The sequence below is a fragment of the Streptomyces sp. NPDC031474 genome, assembly GCF_055581185.1.
Genome location: NZ_JBVIJX010000010.1, coordinates 264,667 through 282,730 on the forward strand (window position 1 = coordinate 264,667; position 18,064 = coordinate 282,730).

At 69.8% G+C, this 18,064-nt stretch carries 11 protein-coding genes and 1 pseudogene; 4 read left to right on the forward strand and 8 right to left on the reverse strand.

All coding sequences use genetic code 11. From position 1 onward, the window contains the following. Positions 1 to 4: 4 nt before the first annotated feature. The gene (locus ACZ5SK_RS22715) at positions 5 to 1,597 is read right to left on the reverse strand and encodes an ABC transporter substrate-binding protein (RefSeq protein WP_334575304.1); all 1,593 of its coding nucleotides are present in this window, start codon (positions 1,595 to 1,597) and stop codon (positions 5 to 7) included. Between the two features lie 424 nt (positions 1,598 to 2,021). Here ACZ5SK_RS22715 and ACZ5SK_RS22720 point away from each other — a divergent pair, with 424 nt between their 5' ends. The 3 genes and pseudogenes from ACZ5SK_RS22720 (at position 2,022) to ACZ5SK_RS22730 (ending at position 4,724) form a co-directional block, all read left to right on the forward strand. Further along, the gene (locus tag ACZ5SK_RS22720; RefSeq protein WP_334575302.1) at positions 2,022 to 2,639 is read left to right on the forward strand and encodes a TetR/AcrR family transcriptional regulator; all 618 of its coding nucleotides are present in this window, start codon (positions 2,022 to 2,024) and stop codon (positions 2,637 to 2,639) included. Continuing rightward, positions 2,636 to 3,433 (forward strand): sugar phosphate isomerase/epimerase family protein, encoded by a 798-nt coding sequence (locus ACZ5SK_RS22725; RefSeq protein ID WP_334575301.1) that lies wholly within the window; start codon positions 2,636 to 2,638, stop codon positions 3,431 to 3,433. The genes ACZ5SK_RS22720 and ACZ5SK_RS22725 overlap by 4 nt, the downstream gene beginning before the upstream one ends. A gap of 105 nt (positions 3,434 to 3,538) precedes the next feature. After that, positions 3,539 to 4,724 (forward strand): annotated as a pseudogene (locus tag ACZ5SK_RS22730) (family 1 glycosylhydrolase). A gap of 70 nt (positions 4,725 to 4,794) precedes the next feature. Here ACZ5SK_RS22730 and ACZ5SK_RS22735 read toward each other — a convergent pair. The 6 genes from ACZ5SK_RS22735 to ACZ5SK_RS22760 form a co-directional block, all read right to left on the reverse strand. Beyond that, a complete protein-coding gene (locus ACZ5SK_RS22735) occupies positions 4,795 to 7,458 on the reverse strand; it encodes a family 78 glycoside hydrolase catalytic domain (protein WP_468576528.1) in 2,664 nt (887 codons plus the stop codon). Positions 7,459 to 7,521: 63 nt separating this feature from the next. Further along, complete coding sequence (locus ACZ5SK_RS22740) at positions 7,522 to 8,862, reverse strand: MFS transporter (protein ID WP_334575297.1); 1,341 nt, start codon at positions 8,860 to 8,862, stop codon at positions 7,522 to 7,524. Between the two features lie 447 nt (positions 8,863 to 9,309). Then, the gene (gene uidA, locus ACZ5SK_RS22745; RefSeq protein WP_468576530.1) at positions 9,310 to 11,121 is read right to left on the reverse strand and encodes a beta-glucuronidase; all 1,812 of its coding nucleotides are present in this window, start codon (positions 11,119 to 11,121) and stop codon (positions 9,310 to 9,312) included. Between the two features lie 51 nt (positions 11,122 to 11,172). Beyond that, entirely contained in the window at positions 11,173 to 11,988 is an 816-nt protein-coding gene (locus ACZ5SK_RS22750; RefSeq protein WP_334575295.1) for an SDR family NAD(P)-dependent oxidoreductase, read from the reverse strand. A 25-nt stretch (positions 11,989 to 12,013) separates the two neighbouring features. After that, on the reverse strand, positions 12,014 to 13,216 hold the full coding sequence (locus tag ACZ5SK_RS22755; RefSeq protein WP_468576531.1) for a glycoside hydrolase family 1 protein: 1,203 nt from the start codon (positions 13,214 to 13,216) through the stop codon (positions 12,014 to 12,016). A gap of 236 nt (positions 13,217 to 13,452) precedes the next feature. After that, entirely contained in the window at positions 13,453 to 14,067 is a 615-nt protein-coding gene (locus tag ACZ5SK_RS22760) for a TetR/AcrR family transcriptional regulator (RefSeq protein ID WP_361701975.1), read from the reverse strand. A 780-nt stretch (positions 14,068 to 14,847) separates the two neighbouring features. Here ACZ5SK_RS22760 and ligD point away from each other — a divergent pair. After that, complete coding sequence (ligD, locus tag ACZ5SK_RS22765; RefSeq protein WP_334581083.1) at positions 14,848 to 15,906, forward strand: non-homologous end-joining DNA ligase; 1,059 nt, start codon at positions 14,848 to 14,850, stop codon at positions 15,904 to 15,906. Here ligD and ACZ5SK_RS22770 read toward each other — a convergent pair. Beyond that, a complete protein-coding gene (locus ACZ5SK_RS22770) occupies positions 15,893 to 18,043 on the reverse strand; it encodes an OmpL47-type beta-barrel domain-containing protein (RefSeq protein ID WP_457494047.1) in 2,151 nt (716 codons plus the stop codon). The genes ligD and ACZ5SK_RS22770 overlap by 14 nt on opposite strands. Positions 18,044 to 18,064 lie beyond the last annotated feature (21 nt).

Sequence of the window (18,064 nt, forward strand, 5' to 3'; positions counted from 1 at the left end):
TTGCTCACCCGCCGGACTTCGACGAGCCCGCCACGCCGAACTGGCGGATGGTGGACATCGTGGAGGCGCCGTCGCCGAGGTAGGTGATGCCCTTCTTGGTCGCCCAGTCCGAGCCGATGTAGAAGACGGGCGCCAGCCAGGCGTTCTCGACGCCGAACTTGTTGATCTCCTTGTAGATCCCGGCGGACTTGGCCGGGTCGAGTTCCCGGGACGCCTGGCCGAGCAGGTCGGTCAGCTTCGGGTCGGTGGAGTGGAAGACGTTGCGGAAGCCGGTCGGGGTGTAGAAGCTGCGGGTCATGACGGCGTCGGAGGCGAGGCCCTCCACGAGCAGGAACATCGAGTACTTGCCCGAGGCGACGGCGGTGGTGGTCTGCTGCGCGGGCACCGGCTCCCACGTCACCTTGACGCCGATGTCGGCGAGCGCCTGGGTGAAGATCGGCTCGAAGCTCTTGGTGAAGACGAGGCTCGGCATGGTGACGGAGAATCCCTGGGGGTAGCCGGCCTCGGCGAGGAGCTTCTTGGCCCCTGCTACGTCATAGGGGTACAGCTTGTTGAGCGATTCGTCGTAGGCCCCGTCCTGGGGGTTGAACAACTGGTCGGTCGCCTTGCCGGAGCCCCGCAGTACCTGCGTGACGATCTTCTGCCGGTCGAAGGCCATGTTGATGGCCTTGCGGACGCGCACGTCGCCGAGCGCCTTCAGCTTGGTGCCCGCGCGGTCGCCGAGGACGAGGAACGCGCCCGCGGTGGCCTGTACGTGCGAGATCTCGAAGCCGGCCGCCTTGATCGCGGAGATCTGCGAGACGTCGACCGTGCCGGCGTTGGTCTCGCCCGCCTTGAGCGCGTTGGCCGAGGCGGTCGGGTCGGTGATCACCCGGATCTTGACCGTCTTGAACGGATACGCCTTCTTGTTCCAGTAGTCGTCGCGCTTCTTCAGGACGTAGACGGAGCCGTTGACCGTGGCCTTGGTGTCGAGGGTGTAGGGACCCGAGCCGACCGGGTTCAGGATGGAGCTCTTGGCCGCCATCGTCTTCGGGTCGCCGATCACGCCGGGCGCCGTCGACAGCGCGGCGAGCAGTGAGGCCTCGGGCTGCTTGAGCTTGAGGACGACCGTCGAGGCGTCGGGGGCCTCGACCGAGGAGACGGAGGCCAGCGACAGCTGGCTCTGCCCGGGTGTCGACCGGATCCGCTCCAGGGTTGCCTTCACCGCGTTGGCGTCGACGGGATCGCCCGAGCTGAACTTCATGCCCTGGCGGATCTTCAGGGTGAGCGTGCGGCCGTCCTTTGAGTACGACCAGCTCTCAGCCGCGCCGGGGTGCAGCTCGCCCTTGTTGTCCTGGAGGAGCAGCGTGTCGTAGAGCGAGTCCCAGACGTAGGTCTGCTGGCCCTCGATGAGCTGGGCGGGATCGAACGAGTTGGGCGTGCCGAGGATGGACAGCGCGAGGGTCGCGTCGGCGCCTGAGTTCGACGTGGCGGCCGGGGTGCTGTCGCACGCCGCGGTGGCGGTGGCCAGCAGCGCGACGGCCGCCACGGCGGCAAGGGCCTGCGAGCGCTGTCGTGGCCGTGGCATGGGCCGGGAGTGCGAGAAGCGGATGCGCATGGGCGGATTCCTTCGTCCTGGAACCTGAAGAGCCGAGGCCTTTGTCGGTGCGTCGGTGGGTGGGCGCGGTCATGCACGGGTGTACGAGTGGGCCGATGCACGCGTGGGGTGTGCGGCGGAGCCCCGTGAGGCCGGCATGCGGGTGGTGAGCGGGAACGGTGCGGCGGTCGCGGATCCGCCGGTTGGTCCCGTCACGCGAACAGTTACCACGTGGTCGAATTTCATTCGGAAGGTAAGCCCCGGCGGAGGGCGCGGGAAGACGGGGGACCTGGTTCGTAATCAGAGCGTTACCTGGCGCGAAATCGTCGCTCCCCGCCCCTTGTGCTCGCGGCGGTCGCCGTCCACACTCCGACCAGGCAATGAAATTCTAAGGGTTGGAAGGTTTTGGTGTCGTGATGCGGGAGTCGGGAAGAGGGAACGCGCTGTGACCCAGGCCAAGGCCCGCGGCCCGTACACCAAGACCCCCGCCAGACGGGCCGAGATCGTCCGGGCGGCTCGCGAGAGCTTCGCGGAACACGGATTCACGAAGGCTTCGCTGCGCGACATCGCCGAGCGGGCCGGCATCACCCACGCCGGGCTGCTGCACCACTTCCGCAACAAGGACGACCTGCTCGCCGCCGTGCTCGCCGAACGCGACACCGAGGAACGGCAGTACGCCGAGTCACGGGTGCCGGACATGGACCATCTCGCCCCCTACCTCGGCGACCTGCTCCGCCACCACCAGAAGTCCCCCGAACTGATGCGCCTGTGGATCGAACTCGCGGCGGCGGCCTCACGCCCCGACCACCCCGCGCACCGCTACTTCGCGCACCGCTACGCCTGGGGGCGCGACCGGTTCGCCCGGGGTATGCGCGGGAAGGCCGACCGCGGAGAACTCCACGCGGCACTCGCCCCCGACCACGCGGCCACCCTGCTCCAGGCCGTGCTCAACGGCCTTCAGCTGCAGTGGCTGCTGGACCAGGATCTCGACATCGTCGGCCCGATCCGGGCCTTCATGCATATGACCTTCCCGCACGCCGCAGAACCAGAGGACGAAGCATGAGCCATGGCACCCTCGCCGTTCAGCTGTACAGCGTGATGGATGCCCTGCAGGCCGACCGCCCCGGCACCCTCGCGCGCCTTGCCGCGATCGGCTTCCGTCACGTCGAGCCGTTCGCGCTCGGCCTGTGGAACACGCCCCCCGACGAACTGGCGGCCTCCGCACGGGCGTTGCGCGTGGATCTGGACGAGGCGAATCTCGGTGTCAGCTCGATGCACATCGCCGTCTCGGCCGACAGCCAGACGCCCGTGATCGAGATCTGTCGCATCCTCGGTACGGACACCGCCTTCGTGCCGATTCCGTGGCTCGTCGACGGCTTCGACGAGCGATCCCTGGAGACCCACGACGGTGTACGCGCCTTCGCCGGCCGTCTCAACACGGCTGCCCGGGACCTGGCCAGGGCGGGAATCCGGCTCGGCTACCACAACCACCACTTCGAATGGGCCCGACTGCCCGACGGCGCCCACGCCTTCGACGTCCTGTGGGATCTGCTCGACCCGGAGGTGCTCGCCGAGGTCGACGTCTACTGGGCCGCCGTGGCCGGCCAGGACCCGGTCGAGGTCCTGAAACGTCTGGGAGAACGCGCCGTGTCCGCCCACCTCAAGGACGGGCCCGCCGAACGCGACACCCCGCAGACGCCCATCGGCACCGGGGACATCGACATCCCGGCGGCATTGCGCACGGGCACCCATCTGCGGTGGCACATCACGGAGATCGACCAGACGGAGGCCAACCGCTTCGAACTCCTCGCCGCGAACCGACAGGCCCTGCTGTCGGGCGGCCTGACCCTGCCCTGACACCCGGACGGCCGCCTTTGTCCTCCGGGGACGGACGCCGCGTATGGGGCGCGGTCGTCCGCAGCGCCCCGGCATCACACCGTTCACACCGTTCCAGGAGCGCTCATGCGCGGCAGTACGCCATTCCTGTGGGGAGCCTCCAGCTCCCCGCACCAGACCGAGGGCAACAACGTCAACAGCGACTGGTGGGTGATCGAGGGGCGAACGCCGGGCATGCAGCGGAGCGCTCGACAGCTACCACCGCTTCGAGGAGGACATGCGGCCGCTCGCGGACGCCGGTCTCAACGCCTATCGCTTCGGCATCGAGTGGGCACGCGTGGAACCGGTGCCGGGACACTTCTCCCGGGCCGAGCTCGCCCACTACCGGCGCATGATCGACACCGCCCTGTCGCTCGGCCTGACGCCCGTCATCACACTCCACCACTTCTCCAACCCGCGCTGGTTCGCCGAGGAGGGGGGCTGGCTCGGGAAAAATGCGGTCGAGCGGTTCACGCGCTACGCCGAGGCCGTCGTGGACATCCTGGGCGACGTCCCTTGGATCGCGACCATCAACGAACCCAACATGCTCGCGATGATGATCACCATAGAGCGCCAGGGGCCGGCCGGTCCGGACAGCCGCTCCCAGGGACTGGCCGCGGCCGACAACACGCGCCCGAAACTGCCCGCCCCCGACCCGGAGATCGGAGCCGTCCTGGTCGAGGCTCACCACGCTGCCCGGAAGGTCGTCCGCGCCAACACGGACGCCGCCGTGGGCTGGACCATCGCGAACCGTGCCTTCGCCGCGCGACCCGGCGGCGAGGACAAGCTCCGCGAGATCGAGTACGGCTGGGAGAACCTGTATCTCGAAGCCTCGCAGGGTGACGGCTTCGTCGGAGTCCAGTCGTACTCCAGCGAATGGGTCGGACCCGACGGCATCGAGCCGCATCCGCCGCACCCCGACAACACCCTGGCGGGCAAGGCGTACCGGCCCGACGCTCTCGGCATGGCGGTCCGCCACACCTGGGACGTCACGGGTGGGGTGCCGATCCTCGTCACCGAGAACGGCATCGCGACCGACGACGACAACCGACGGATCGCCTACACGCAGGAGGCTCTCCACCACCTGTTCGCCGCTATGGACGACGGTGTCGATGTACGGGGCTACCTGCACTGGAGTGCCCTCGACAACTACCGCTGGGGCGACTGGAAGGCGCCCCTCGGCCTGATCGCCGTCGACCGGGAGACCTTCGAGCGTCACCCGAAGCCGAGCCTCGCCTGGCTGGGCGCCACCGCCCGACGCGGACACCCCTGAACCTCTGTGTGGCCACCCGAGGGCCAGGCCCGGCGGGCGCAATCCCCGCCGGGCCGGAGCGGCGGTCGCCTCAACCAGCCTTCCCCACACGCCGAGAGGCGCTGAACCTGCCGCAGGGGATCGGCTCCACGACGGTGCCGTCGGGGAAGACGACGCGGGCGGTGGTGGCCGGGGGGACGTCGACCGTGATGGTGAGTTCGTCGCCGGACATCCGCCACTCGACGGCGATCGTGCCCTGCGGGGACTCGTGGGTGCCCCGCGCCCAGGGCACGGACGGGTGCGGGACGGGCGCCACCTCGAAGGACTCCCAGGCGATCGACCCGGGTGTCTGGCGCAGCCCCAGGGTGTGGGTGTGCAGGAAACGGACCACCGCGCCCTTGCTGTAGTGGTTCAGGGAGTCGTGGGCGGTGCCGTTGTCGTCGACGCCCTCCCAGTCCTCCCAGACGGTGGTCGTGCCCCGGTCGAGCATGTACAGCCAGGAGGGTGCGGTGCGCTGGAGGAGCAACTCGTAGGCGACATTGGCGTATCCGGTGTCGGCGAGGACCGGCAGCAGATCGCCGGTCGCGAGGAATCCGGTGGTCAGGTGGGTTCCGGCCGCGCGGATCAGCTCGACAAGGCGCGCGGCTGAAGCTTCACGCAGCGCGTCGGGGACCAGTCCGAGGCCCAGCGCGCGCACATAGCCGGCCTGGGTGTCGCCCGTGGTACGTCCGTCGGGGGAGAGGAACTCGGTGCGCCATGCGTCGCGGATCCGCTCGGCGGTGGCTGTGTAGCGGTCCGCGTCCTCGCCCCGGTCCAGCACCCGTGCGACGCGGGCGAGGGCCGCCGTCGAGCGGTACAGGAAAGCCGTGCCGATCTCGCCCTTGTCGGCCATGAACCAGGCGACGGGGTCGCTCTGGACGGGGTCGATGCGGGTGCCGTCGGCCGCCTTCGCCTTCGGCTCGGTCCACTCGCCCCAGTGGAAGGAGCCGTCCCACAGGTACTGCTCGTGCGGCAGCGGCTCCGCCGAGCGTTCCACACGGGAGTGATGGCGGGTGGTGCGGGCGGTGTTCAGTGCCCACTCCACCCAGCGGACCATCGCCTCCCAGTTCTCGGCGAGAACCTCCCGGTCGCCGTACGACTCGTACAGCTCCCACGGGACGGCGACGATCGCGTCTCCCCAGCCCGCCGAGCCGGTCATCATGGCGAACTGGTCGTCCAGGTGGTGTTTGATACGGCGGCCGTCGGGCGAGAAGTTGGCGATCCTGCCGTCCGGCAGCTGGTCGTCGCGCACGGAGCGCAGCCACTTGCGGCTGAAGCCCAGGACGTCGTACAGGCGTGTGGCGGTGGGGGCGAAGACCTGGTAGTCACCGGTCCAGGCGAGCCTTTCGCGGGTCGGGCAGTCGGTGGGCACGTCGACGGCGTTGCCGCGGAAACTCCACTCGGCGATCTCGTGGAGGCGTTCGAGGTCTGCGTGGCCGCAGCTGAAGGTTCCGGTGCGACGCAGGTCCGAGTGCACGATCCGCATGACGAGGCTCGCCGGGTCGAGCGGGGCGCCGTCCCGGCGGACGCGGACGTAGCGGAAGCCGTGCACGGTGTGACGCGGCTCGAACGTCTCGTCGCCGCCCGCGGAAACGGCCTCGTCACGCTGCACGAACGGGATCGGAGCCTCTCCCGGCCGTGTCGCGTCCAGGTGAGTGGTCGTCAGATCGCTGTCGGCGCCGACGTGTTCGCCGTGGTCGATGACGGTACGGGTGCCGGAAGGGCCGAGGTCACTCAGTGCGATCCAGCCGGAGGCGTTCTGGCCGAAGTCGCCGATCCAGAGCCCGTCCTTGACCTGCTGGACCGACTGGGCTGGGCGCGACTCGACGATCCGTACCGGCGGTGCCGGCGACCAGGTGATCGCGGGTGCCTCGACCTGGTCCACGAGGACGGGCCGTTCGCTGACCGGTCGGACGCGGAAGTCGGTGGTCTGTCCGTCCATGAGGTCGGCCCGGGTGATGGCCGACTCCGTGCTCGTCCACTTTCCGTCCGTACGGACGACCTGCTGTGTGCCGTCCTCGTGCACGAGGTGGAGTTCGGCCCGCGCGCCGGGAACCGTGCCCCATGCGGCAGGCCGGCGGAAGGCGCCCACCTGGCCCCGGTACCAGCCGTCGGACAGCAGGATCTCGATCTGGTTGTCGCCCGTGACGACGGCGGCCGTGACGTCGTAGGCCTGGGCGTAGAGCGTACGGTCGTAGGAGGTGGACCCGGGAGCGAGTTGGGCGGCGCCGGCCCGCTCGCCGTTGACGTACGCCTCGTACACCCCGAGTGCCGTCGCGTACAGCCGTGCCGAACGTACCCCGGCCGGTACCTGGAACCGGACCGACAGCGCGTACGCGGGCCGCTTGCCGTATCCGCGGTCGCCGGCCTCGGCGGGACTGATCCAGTGTGCGCGCCAGTCGGCGTCCAGCAGACCGCTTTCGAACGCGTGCCACGGTGACCACGGCGAATCGCCCTCGTCACCGAGCGCCCGAACCCGCCAGGTCACCCGGCGACCGCTCTCCAGCGCCGCCCAGGGCCAGGGGAGGAACCGGTGCCCGTCCACGGCCGTGATCACGGCGGACCGCGACACATCGTCGAAGGTGCACTGCACCTCGTACGCCACCGGGTGCGCCACGTTCGACGGCGGCTTCCACGACAGCCGGGGGGTGGGCCCGGACACGGGGAAGTCGTCCCCGCCGCTGTCGATGCCCAGGTCGTACGGTGCGTTGCGCATGGTCTGCCTTCTCGGGACTCGGTGGAACGGGATGCTTCTCGGGAGCGGCGGCCGGGAGGCGGCCTAGCGGACCGACCTGATCTTGAACTTGACGATGAGGCCACCGACCAGGGCCAGGAGCGCGCCGAGCAGGTAGAGCTGCGTGTAGTTCTTTTCACCGCCGGCGCTGACCCCCAGAGTGATGACGAGCGGGGCGATCAGCGGGGCGACGGCGCTGGGGATCTTCTGCGCGAAGCCGACGACGGCGAGGTAGCGGCCCGCCTCGGCCCGGTTCGGCAGGACGGCGAACACGATCGCCTGGTCCACGGCGCTGAACACGGCGATGGCGAACTGCATCAGCACCGCGCCGACGACCAACTGGGGCAGCGAGTGGGCGAACGCCTCGGTGACGGCCCCGGCGACGAACACCGTGGCGCCGATCATGGTGAACAGCTTGCGCCGGCCCAGTTTGTCGGAGAGGAAGCCGCCGCCGATGGCACCGCCCGCCGCGGCCACCACGCCGACGGTCCCGATGACCGCCACGATCCCGGCGACCTCCTTGACCGGCAGGTCCAGCCGCTGGGCGTAGAAGAAGGTACCGAAGGTGGTGTTGAAGTACAGGCCCATGAAGAAGACGAAACGGCCGAGCCAGTTCCAGCCGAAGTCCGGGTGCTTGCGCGGGTTGAAGCCGTAGCTGGCAACCATGCCCTTCAATGTCACACCGCTGACGTGCACCAGTGTGCGGGAGTCGCCCTCGGGTTTGAACACGGGGAAGAGCAGCACCAGGGCGGCACCCAGAACGCCCGGAACCAGGAACACCAGGAACGTGCTGGAGGCCACCGCGTACGCGAGGCCGATGCCGATCACAGGGGCGATCTGGGTCATGACGGTGGTCAGGGCGGAGATCCGGCCCCGCTGCTCTTCGGGCACCCGGTCCGCCTGGACGTTCTGGATCGCCTGCCCCGCCGTCGACCAGCCGATCATGCCGACCACCCAGGCGAGGCCCAGGGTGAGGACCGACGGCGCGAGGGCCACACCGACGAGCGCGGCGATGCCGAGCAGGGCACCGCCGATCATGAAGGGGGTGCGGCGGCCGAACCGGGAACGTGTGCGGTCGCTCCAGAGACCGATCAGGGGGCTGAGGACCAGGTAGACGAACTGCGCTGACCCCGTGACGTAGCCGAGCCGTTCCTCGTGCCCGGGTGCGAGGTCGTCGATGCGCACGGCGAGGGAGTAGGAGAGCGGGACCATCAGGGCCAGGGAGCCGCCGAAGCTGGCGATCATCAGCCACAGGAGGTAGCCCCTGCCGACCCTCTGAAGCGGTGGTGCCTCGATCTCGGGCCTGGCGGGGGCCTGGGCGGCGTCCTGCGGTGAGGCTGTGGATGAGCGAAGCACCACGCTGACGTCCTGGTCGTCGTGAGGCATGAGGACTCCTTTGTCAACATGGTCGCAGTGCGCGAGGCAACCGCCGGGGAAGGACGGCCGGGGCGGGCGTGTGAGCCGGACTACCGGCCACCTGGCTGGGCGGTACTCCAGCAGCCCCGGCTGCCGGGTGGCGGCGGCTGCGGCCGACGCCGTAGCGCCGATCGCGCTCCCGGCACGGCGAGGCGCCAGGCCCTGCCGCTCGTGGCGGAGGCCGTCGGCCACCCCTGCGGTCCTCGGACCGTGTCCGTACCGGCGTGGCGAAAATGTGGTCGAAGTCGTCAGCGCGGCGGTACGCCCCGCGCCGCCGGATCCCCGCGGTCGGCGGCCGGTCCGGTGCAGTGCCGACGCGGATCGTCCGAGCGCGGTGGGCAGCGGCGGGGCGGCCGACCCGATGGCTTCCCGGTCGTCGCGCCGGGGACGAGTCGGCCCCTGCCGGCCGGTGAGGTGTCAGTCGGCCGCGGTCTGGTTCGGCTTGCGTCCTTCCAGGCCCTGCCAGCGGCCGCGCAGGGCGAACGCGGCCGACTTCGGCTTCCGGTCGCGGGTGAACACGCCCTTCTTGTTCCCGTCGACGCGGTGGATGCCGGCGGAGGTCTGGAAGTCGGCGAAGTTCCACACCTGTTCGCCGATGAACTCGGGGATGCGGTCGAAGACGCGGTGGTACATGGCGAGGAAGTCGCTCTGGTACTCCTCGCTCCATGGAGCGTCCCAGACGGAGTGCAGACCGGGCTGCGTGTCGGCGCCGTACTCGGACATCATGACGGGCTTGCCGAAGCGCTGGACCCACCCGCGCAGGTCCTGCTCCAGGTAGCCCTCCGCGGTCGCGAGGTCGCCGGTGAACAGGTACCAGCCGTAGTAGCGGTTGATGCTCAGGACGTCGAACAGGTCGCCGATCTGGTCGTTCTGCGGGGTCGCGAACATGACGGCGGAGTAGGTGAGGGGGCGGGTCGGGTCGAGTTTGCGGGCCAGTTGGACCAGCGGCTCGAAGTACTCGCGCGCGCCGTCCTCGTTGGAGGCGGGTTCGTTGGCGAGGCACCACATCACCACGCTCGGGTGATTCTTGTCCCGTTCGATCAGCTCCCGCAGGTGCTGGGCGTGCACGTCCCGGGTGGTCCCGCCGAAGTTCTCCGGCGCGAAGGTCGGGGTCGGGGGGATCCCGGTCAGTCCGCCCTGGACGCCCAGGTTGAGGCCGACGGCGGCGGTCTCGTCGATGACGACGATGCCCTGGCGGTCGGCGAAGTCCAGGACCTCTTCGGCGTACGGGTAGTGGGAGGTGCGGAAGGAGTTGGCGCCGGTCCACTCCATGAGCTGGAAGTCGTGCACGAGGTAGGCGTCGTCGTGGCCCTTGCCGCGCACGGGTGTGTCCTCGTGCTTGCCGAAGCCGGTGAAGTAGAACGGCTCGCCGTTGATCAGGAACTGCGTGCCCCGGACCTCGACCGTACGGACGCCGAAGGGCTGGGTGTAGCTGTCGAGGACCTCTCCGTCCGCGGTCAGCTCCACGACGAGGTCGTAGAGGTAGGCCGCGCCGGGCTGCCAGAGCGTGACGTCCTCGATGCGCAGGGCGCCCTCGCCTCCTGTTCCCTCCGCGACGGTCAGGCCGGCCTCGTCGATCGCGCGCACGCGCACGGCGACCGGGTCGGCGTGCTCGCCGGCGGTCTCCACGCGGTAGCTGACGGTGCCGGCCGCGCCGTCCCGCCCGGTGACGACGGTGACGTCCTCGACGAAGGCCGTCGGCGTGCTGTACAGGCGCACCGAGCGGGCGATGCCGGCGTAGTTGTAGAAGTCGTGCAGATACGACTGCCGTTCGCGGCCGTCGGGGCCGGTGGTGACGGTGCCGGGCGGGATGGTCACGTTCGTGAGCCGGTTGTCGACGCCGACGGTCAGCCGGAACTCCGCGCCGGGCTCGACGACGCCGGTCAGGTCCGCCTCGAACGGTGTGTAGCCGCCGGTGTGTTCGGCCACGAGCCGCTCGTCCACGTAGACCTGCGCGGCGTGTGTGACGGACCCGAAGCGCAGGATCACGCGTTCACCGGTCCAGCCGCGCGGTACGCGCACGTCGCGCTGGTACCAGACGACTCCGACGTGGTCACGGATCTCGGGGTCCACGAACAGGTCGTTGTAGCTGGCGGGCACCGGGATTTCGAGCGGCGGGGCGAGGCGCGAGGCCCACGGGGCGGCGCCGGCCCGGCTGCCGATGGCGAACCGCCACAGGCCGTCGAGACCGACGACATCGCGGGTGGGGGTGGTACGGGGCGAGAGCATGGAGTTCCTACCGGGTGCTCGGAGCGGTCGGGGTGGTGGGGGCGGCGCGCGTCAAGCCGTTTCTCCGGCGTCCGCGAGGAGTGTGCTGCCCGTCATGAAGGCCGAGAGGTCGCTGGCGCAGAACAGCACGACCCGGGCGACGTCGTCGGGCACGCCGAGCCGGCCGAGCGGACCCGGCTGCATCACGGACATGATCGTTTCGGAGTCCACGCCGGCCTCCGCGGCCATCGCCAGGTTCCCCTCGGTCGGTACGAAGGTCGGCGCGACGCCCAGTACACGGATGCCGAACGGTGCGAACTCCAGGGCGAGTTGGCTGGTGAGGCCGCGTGTCGCGTGCTTGGAGCCGACGTACGCGGCGAGCCCGGGGGCCGTCCCGCGGAACCCGGCGGTGGAGACGACGTTGACGATGACGCCCCCCTGCCCGGCCTCGCTCATCCGGCGCGCCGCTTCCCGGGAGCCGAGGAAGACCCCGCGGGTGTTGACGGCGAACACGTCGTCGAACGCCTTGCCGGACATCTCCAGGGCGGAAACGCTGGGGAAGATCCCGGCGTTGTTCACCCAGATGTCGATCCCACCGAGCTCCTGGACCGCGAGGTCGGCGGCGGCCACGACGCTGTCGGGGTCGGTGACGTCCAGGTGGGCGGCCAGGGCACGGCCCTGCCCCCGGGAGCTGAGGTCTTCGGCGACGGCGGTGGCGAGTTCGTCCCGGATGTCCGCGACGAGCACGTCCGCTCCCGCTTCGGTCAGCCGCTCGGCGATGGCCCTGCCCAGCCCCTGGCTCGCGCCGGTCACGACGGCCCGCCGCCCGGACAGCGAGACGAGTTGCGCCAGGGACTTCGACGAGACGTCGGGTACGGAAACCTGCACGGTGTGTCCTCCTGTGACGGTCGGGTCAGATCCGGCCGCGGCGGGCGGTCTCGCCCAGCCAGGCCAGAGAGGGCTTGGGACGGCGCTCGAACGTCTCGCGGTCGACCTCGACCAGGCCGAACGTCGGTGCCCAGTGGCCCCACTCGTAGTTGTCGAGCAGGCTCCAGTGCAGATAGCCGCGGACGTCCACCCCGTCGGCGATCGCCTTGCCGAGGTGTTCCAGGGCCTCACCGGTGTAGGCGATACGGCGGGTGTCGTCGCCGGTGGCGATGCCGTTCTCGGTGATCAGGACCGGCAGATCGCCGGTGACCTCGGCCGTGTGCCGCACCGCGATGCTCAGGGCGTCGGGCCGGTAGGCGGTGCCCACGAGCGTGTTGTCCGGGTGCTGCGGGTGGGGCTCGATGCCGTCCGGGCCGACCCACTGGCTGGAGTACGACTGCACGCCCACGAAGTCGTCACCTCGCGACCCCTCCAGGTAGAGGTCCTCCCAGGTGTGCTCCAGCTCCCGCTTCTTCTCCTCCGACCCCGGACGGGCGACGAAGGCGCGGTTGGCGACCGTCCAGCCGACCTTGGCGCCGGTGTGCTCACGCAGCACCTCCCGCGCCGCGTGGTGCGCCTCGACGAGCCGCACGCCGACGGCCGGATCGGGGGCCGGCAGGGGCGGACGCGGGCCCTCATTGTCGAGCGTGGGGCTCTGCCACTCCCCGGAGGCCTGCGCGCTCTGCATCGCCCGGGCCATGCCGACCATGATGGCCAGCATGTTGGGCTCGTTCATCGTGACGACCCACTCGACACCTTCGAGGATCGGCGCGACCGTCTCGACGTAGGTCCGGAACCGGTCGACGGCGCGGTCGCCGAGCCAGCCGCCCTCCTGGGCGAACCAGAGCGGGCTGGTGAAGTGGTGCAGGGTCACGACCGGGGTCAGGCCGAGTTCGAAGGCCGTCTCGATCATGCGCCGGTAGTGGGCGAGTTCGGCGCGCGAGACCATGCCGGGGACGGGTTCGATGCGGGCCCACTCGATGCCGAATCGGTAGGCGTTCAGGCCGGCGTCCGCGAGCAGCTGCATGTCCTCGCGGTAGCGGTGGTAGCTGTCGCAGGCGTCGCCGCTGCGCTCCATGCCCGGGATGCGGCCCTCGTTCGCCCAGAAGTCGCTGTTGAGGTTGTTGCCTTCGATCTGGTGCGGCGCCGTGGATGCGCCCCAGAGAAATCCGGGAGCGAGTTCGGTCATCGTCGACTGCCTTCCTGGGCGCCGCGGGTGACGGTCGCCAACACTTACCATGTGGTTGGTTTTCGCTGGAACGTAAACCGGGATCACAGGGGAAGGAAGACTGCGGGGCGGTTTCGTAATCTGAGCGTTACATTCCCGCCGATGGAGTGGGTGCCCCGTTCAGTGCGAACCCTGGTGAACTCTAGTTCGAATCTTGTGTCGAACCTCGGGTTGTCTCGGGTCCTGACCAGGGGTGATCACATGGTGTCGGCGGTGCCGTCCCGGACGAACAGCAGGTGCACGAAGTCGGTGACCGGCCCCACGATGTCGAGGTCCTGGTCGAGGACCCACTGCAACTGGAGCCCGTTGAGCACGGCCTGGAAGAGGACCGCGGCGCTGTCGGGACTGACGCCCTCGCGGAGCCTGGCGCGGGTCGCCTCGTCCGGGAACCCGTCTGTGAACTGGGCGCGGCTGCGTGCGTAGCGCTCGACGAAGTAGGTGTGTGCCGGATGGTCGGGACGTGAGGCCGCCGCCGCGAGCTCGATCCACAGTCGCATCAGCTCGGGAGTCTTCTGGTGGTGGCGGATGAGCTCGGCGAGGTAGGGGCCGAGCTGGTCCGGCCGTTCCACTTGGTTGAGGCCCTGCTGCCACTCCTCCGAGTCGCGGTCGGCGAGCACCTCGGCGAGCAGTTCGTCCTTGTTGCGGAAGTGGTGCAGGAGTCCGGCGTGCGTGATGCCGGCTCGTTCGGCGATGTCCCGCAGAGAGGCCTTGCTGTAACCGTGCTCGGCGAAGCTGTCGCGGGCTGCCCGGACGATCTCCGACCGGCGGGCCGGCGTCTTGGCGTACGGTCCCCGCGCTCTTGCCTGCCCCACGGTATGCACACCCTCCTCCACGAAGCGACTCGAAAATCTAACACGCGGTCGGAAACCGAGCTCGCGTTTCATGCTCGCCCCGCCGCCGTCGCAGGGCTGGGGGCGCTCGGTGGCGCTGAGCAGGACCTGGCGTGTCTTGGAGTCCCCGGTGCCTTTACGTCGAGGCGCATGGACGGGGCCAAGTTGATGGCTCGCTCTGTGGGTATCCGTAGCCCATCTGTCGAGGTGCGAGCTGCACAACGCCGTGGCAGTGGTCACCGGCGCGGGCAGCGGGATCGGCCGTGCCGCCGCCCACGCCTTCGCCCGGCGCGGCGCGGCGCACGAGTGGTCCCATGGTGCGGCAGCCGCACCAGGCCGCCCCGCGCGGCCCACCGCCCTCGCGCAGGTGCGCCAGGTGCATGTTGACGTGCGCGACCGCGGCCGTTACGTGATCCGTTGTCCAGGCATCTCTCATGATCGGGGATACACCCGATCACCGACGACCGCCATGCAGCGACGGGCCTCTTGGGGCTCAGGCATTCCCATCGGCCTTCTGGAGGCATTCCTGGAGAATCCAGTCGGTCAACTGCGTACGACAGTGCGGAGCCGAGCCGCCCGCACCCGTTGACGGACGCTCATACCGCGGCGAGCCGCGACAATCTCGCAGATCAGGGCGGAAGCATGCTCCGATTCTACGCGCCTCTCGCGCGCAGCGCGGGTGCGACCCGATGCCACCTGATGGCCGAGACAGCCCGACCCGAGCTGATGCGAGGAATCGGAGGTATGTCTACTGTGGCTCGCATGGGCGATGCGGTGGAACTGGAAGCAGCCGGGCGGACGGTACGGCTGTCCAGCCCGGACAAGGTGTTCTTCCCGGAGCGCGGCTTCACCAAGCTGGACCTCGCCCGCTACTACCAGGCGGTCGCCCCCGGCATCCTGCGCGCCCTGCGCAACCGCCCCACCACCCTGGAGCGCTACCCGGAGGGTGTGACCGGCGAGTCCTTCTTCCAGAAGCGGGCGCCGAAGAACATGCCCGACTGGATCCCGACCGCCCACATCACCTTTCCCAGCGGGCGCAGCGCCGACGAGATGTGCCCGACGGAGGAGGCGGCCGTCCTGTGGGCGGCCCAGTACGGCACTCTCACCTTCCACCCCTGGCCCGTCCGCCGCACCGACGTCGACCACCCCGACGAACTGCGCATCGACCTCGACCCGCAGCCCGGAACCGACTTCGACGACGCCGTCCGCGCCGCCCACGAACTGCGCGCCGTCCTCGACGAGTTCGGCGGCCTGCGCGGTTTTCCCAAGACCTCCGGCGGCCGCGGCCTGCATGTCTTCGTGCCGATCGAGCCGAGATGGACCTTCACCCAGGTCCGGCGCGCCGCCATCGCCGTGGGCCGGGAGCTGGAACGGCGGATGCCGGACCACGTGACCATCAAGTGGTGGAAGGAGGAGCGGGGCGAACGCATCTTCGTCGACTACAACCAGACGGCCAGGGACCGCACGATCGCCTCCGCCTATTCCGTGCGCCCCCTCCCGCACGCCCCCGTGTCGGCGCCTCTGAGCTGGGACGAGGTCGGAATCGCGCACCCGCGGGACTTCGACATCGCGACCATGCCCGCGCGCTTCGCCGAACTCGGCGATGTGCACACGGACATGGACGATCACCGCTTCTCGCTGGAGGCCCTGCTCGAACTCGCCCGCCGGGACGAACACGACCACGGGCTGGGCGATCTGCCGTATCCGCCGGAGTACCCGAAGATGCCGGGGGAGCCGAAGCGGGTGCAGCCGAGCCGGGCGAAGAAGGAGGCGTCCCCGGCCGAGGCCGAGGCGCCTCCTCCGGACGCTACAACTCCTTGATCCGGACGTCCCGGTACGAGACGACGTCCGTCGTGCTGTGCACCTGGAGCCCGATGTAGCCGGACGCGAACCGCCGCCCGTCCGTGCCCGGGTCGTCCGAGCGGGGCGGGGAGAAGTCCTGGCCGCCGATGTTGTCGAACTCGTTGATGAGCACGCCGTTGCGGAAGACCGAGTAGTGCTGGTCGACCACCCGGATCTCGTAGTCGTTCCAGGTGCCCTTCTGCGTGACGCCGGCCCCGGCGAGTCCCACCCGGTCGAAGCCGTACACCGAGCCCGTCTTGTACATGTCGCCGTCGGGCCGGTCGAGCACCTGCACCTCGTGGCCGTACTTGATGGCGACCCACTCCGGCCGCGGCTCCTCGGGGTGGTCATGGACCCACGGGAAGCGCACGAACACACCGGAGTTGGCGTTGCCCGTGCCGGGTGCGTCGTCGCGCCACTGCAGTTTCAGCGAGAAGTCGCCGTACTTGCGTTGCGGGAACCACAGCATGCCGAGTCCGTCCCGCGTCGTGCCGGAGGTGATCGACCCGTCGGCGTTGAGCGCGAACGAGCCGCCGCCCACCTGCTGCCATCGCGCGAACGACTCCGCGGTCCCGTCGAGGATGGTGCGGTAGCCCTCGGTCTGGCCGGGCGTGCCGATCCCGGACTCGCGGGCCGCCTGCTGGATCGCGTCGTACTCGCGGCCGTCGACGACCCCGTCGGTGAACAGTTTGTCCAGGACCGTCTTCACGTGCTTGAGGAACAGCGCGTGGGACGTCCACTCCTTCTCGTCCTCGATCAACTCGTTGATGCGGCACCGGCTGTCGGTCAGCCGGTTCGGCACCCCGGAGTCGACCGTGCCGACGATGACCGTCAACCGCTCGTCGTACTCGGGGCAGTTGGGGGCCGGGACGTGACTGGACACCACCGTGAAGGTCACCGTGCGTGCGGTGGAGGTGTTGCCCGCCTTGTCGACGGCCCGGTAGGCGAGGGTGTGCGGACCGGCCCGGTCGACGGTCACCGGTGTGCTGTAGGCGAGGTACGGTCCGCTGTCGAGCGAATACTCGATCCGGTCGACACCCGACCCGCCCGCGTCCGTCGCGCTCACGGTCACCTTGGCGTTGCCGACATACGCCCCGTCGGAGTTCCTCGTGCCGTCGACGCTCACGCCGGTCACCGGGGGCGTGGTGTCCTGCGGGGTCGCCGCGACCACCGTGAACCGGACGTCCTTCTCGGCGGACACGTTGCCCGCCTTGTCGGTGGCCCGGTAGCGCACCGTGTGGGCGCCCGCCTGATGCACCATCACGGGCGCCGTATAGCGCTGCCAGGCCCCGGAGTTCACCGCGTACTCGATGGTGTTGACCCCGGAACCGATGTCGGAGGCGGACACGGTGACGGTCGCCATGTCGACGTACGTCCCGTCGGCGTTCTGCTCACCGGTCACCGTCGCGGAGGTGTCCGGTGGCGCCGTGTCGTCGGAGGGCCGGGCGACGACCGTGAACGCGACGCTCTTCTCGGCCGAGACATTGCCCGCCTTGTCGAACGCCCGGTAGCGGACCCGGTGGCCGCCGACCTGGTCGACGACGACCGGGGCGGTGTACGGGATCCAGTCGGCCAGGTCGTCGACGGCGTACTGAATGCTGTCGACCCCCGACCCGCCGTCGTCCGTCGCGCCGATCGCGACACTCGCCGAGCCGACGTACTCGCCCTGCGCGTTCTGTGTGCCGGTGACCTGCGCCGCCGCCTCGGGCGGGGTCGTGTCCTGCCCGCCGCCCTCGGTGACCACGAGGATGCCCTGCATCTGCCCGTGGCCGGGGATCGTGCAGTGGTAGAAGTAGCGACCCGGGGTCAGGGTGACCTCGGCGGTGTGGCGGCCGCCCATGTCGTCGTTCGGGTTGGCCAGGATGTTCAGGGTGACGTCGTCGTTGAACTCGGGATCGTTCGTGACGAACGTCAGTGTGTGGGGCATGCCGGTGGTGTTGCCGGTGGCCGCGCTGTTCTCGAAGACGATCGTCGCCTGACCCGCCACCGCCGTGGTCGGAGCCGACACGTACGAGGTGATGCCGTCACCGGCGGTCCAGGTGAGCACCTGGGCGGCAGCCGCCGGTTCGGACTGTGCCGCCGCCGTCGTCGGCGCCGCCTGCAGTCCGAGCACCATCAGTACGGCCGCCAACAGGAC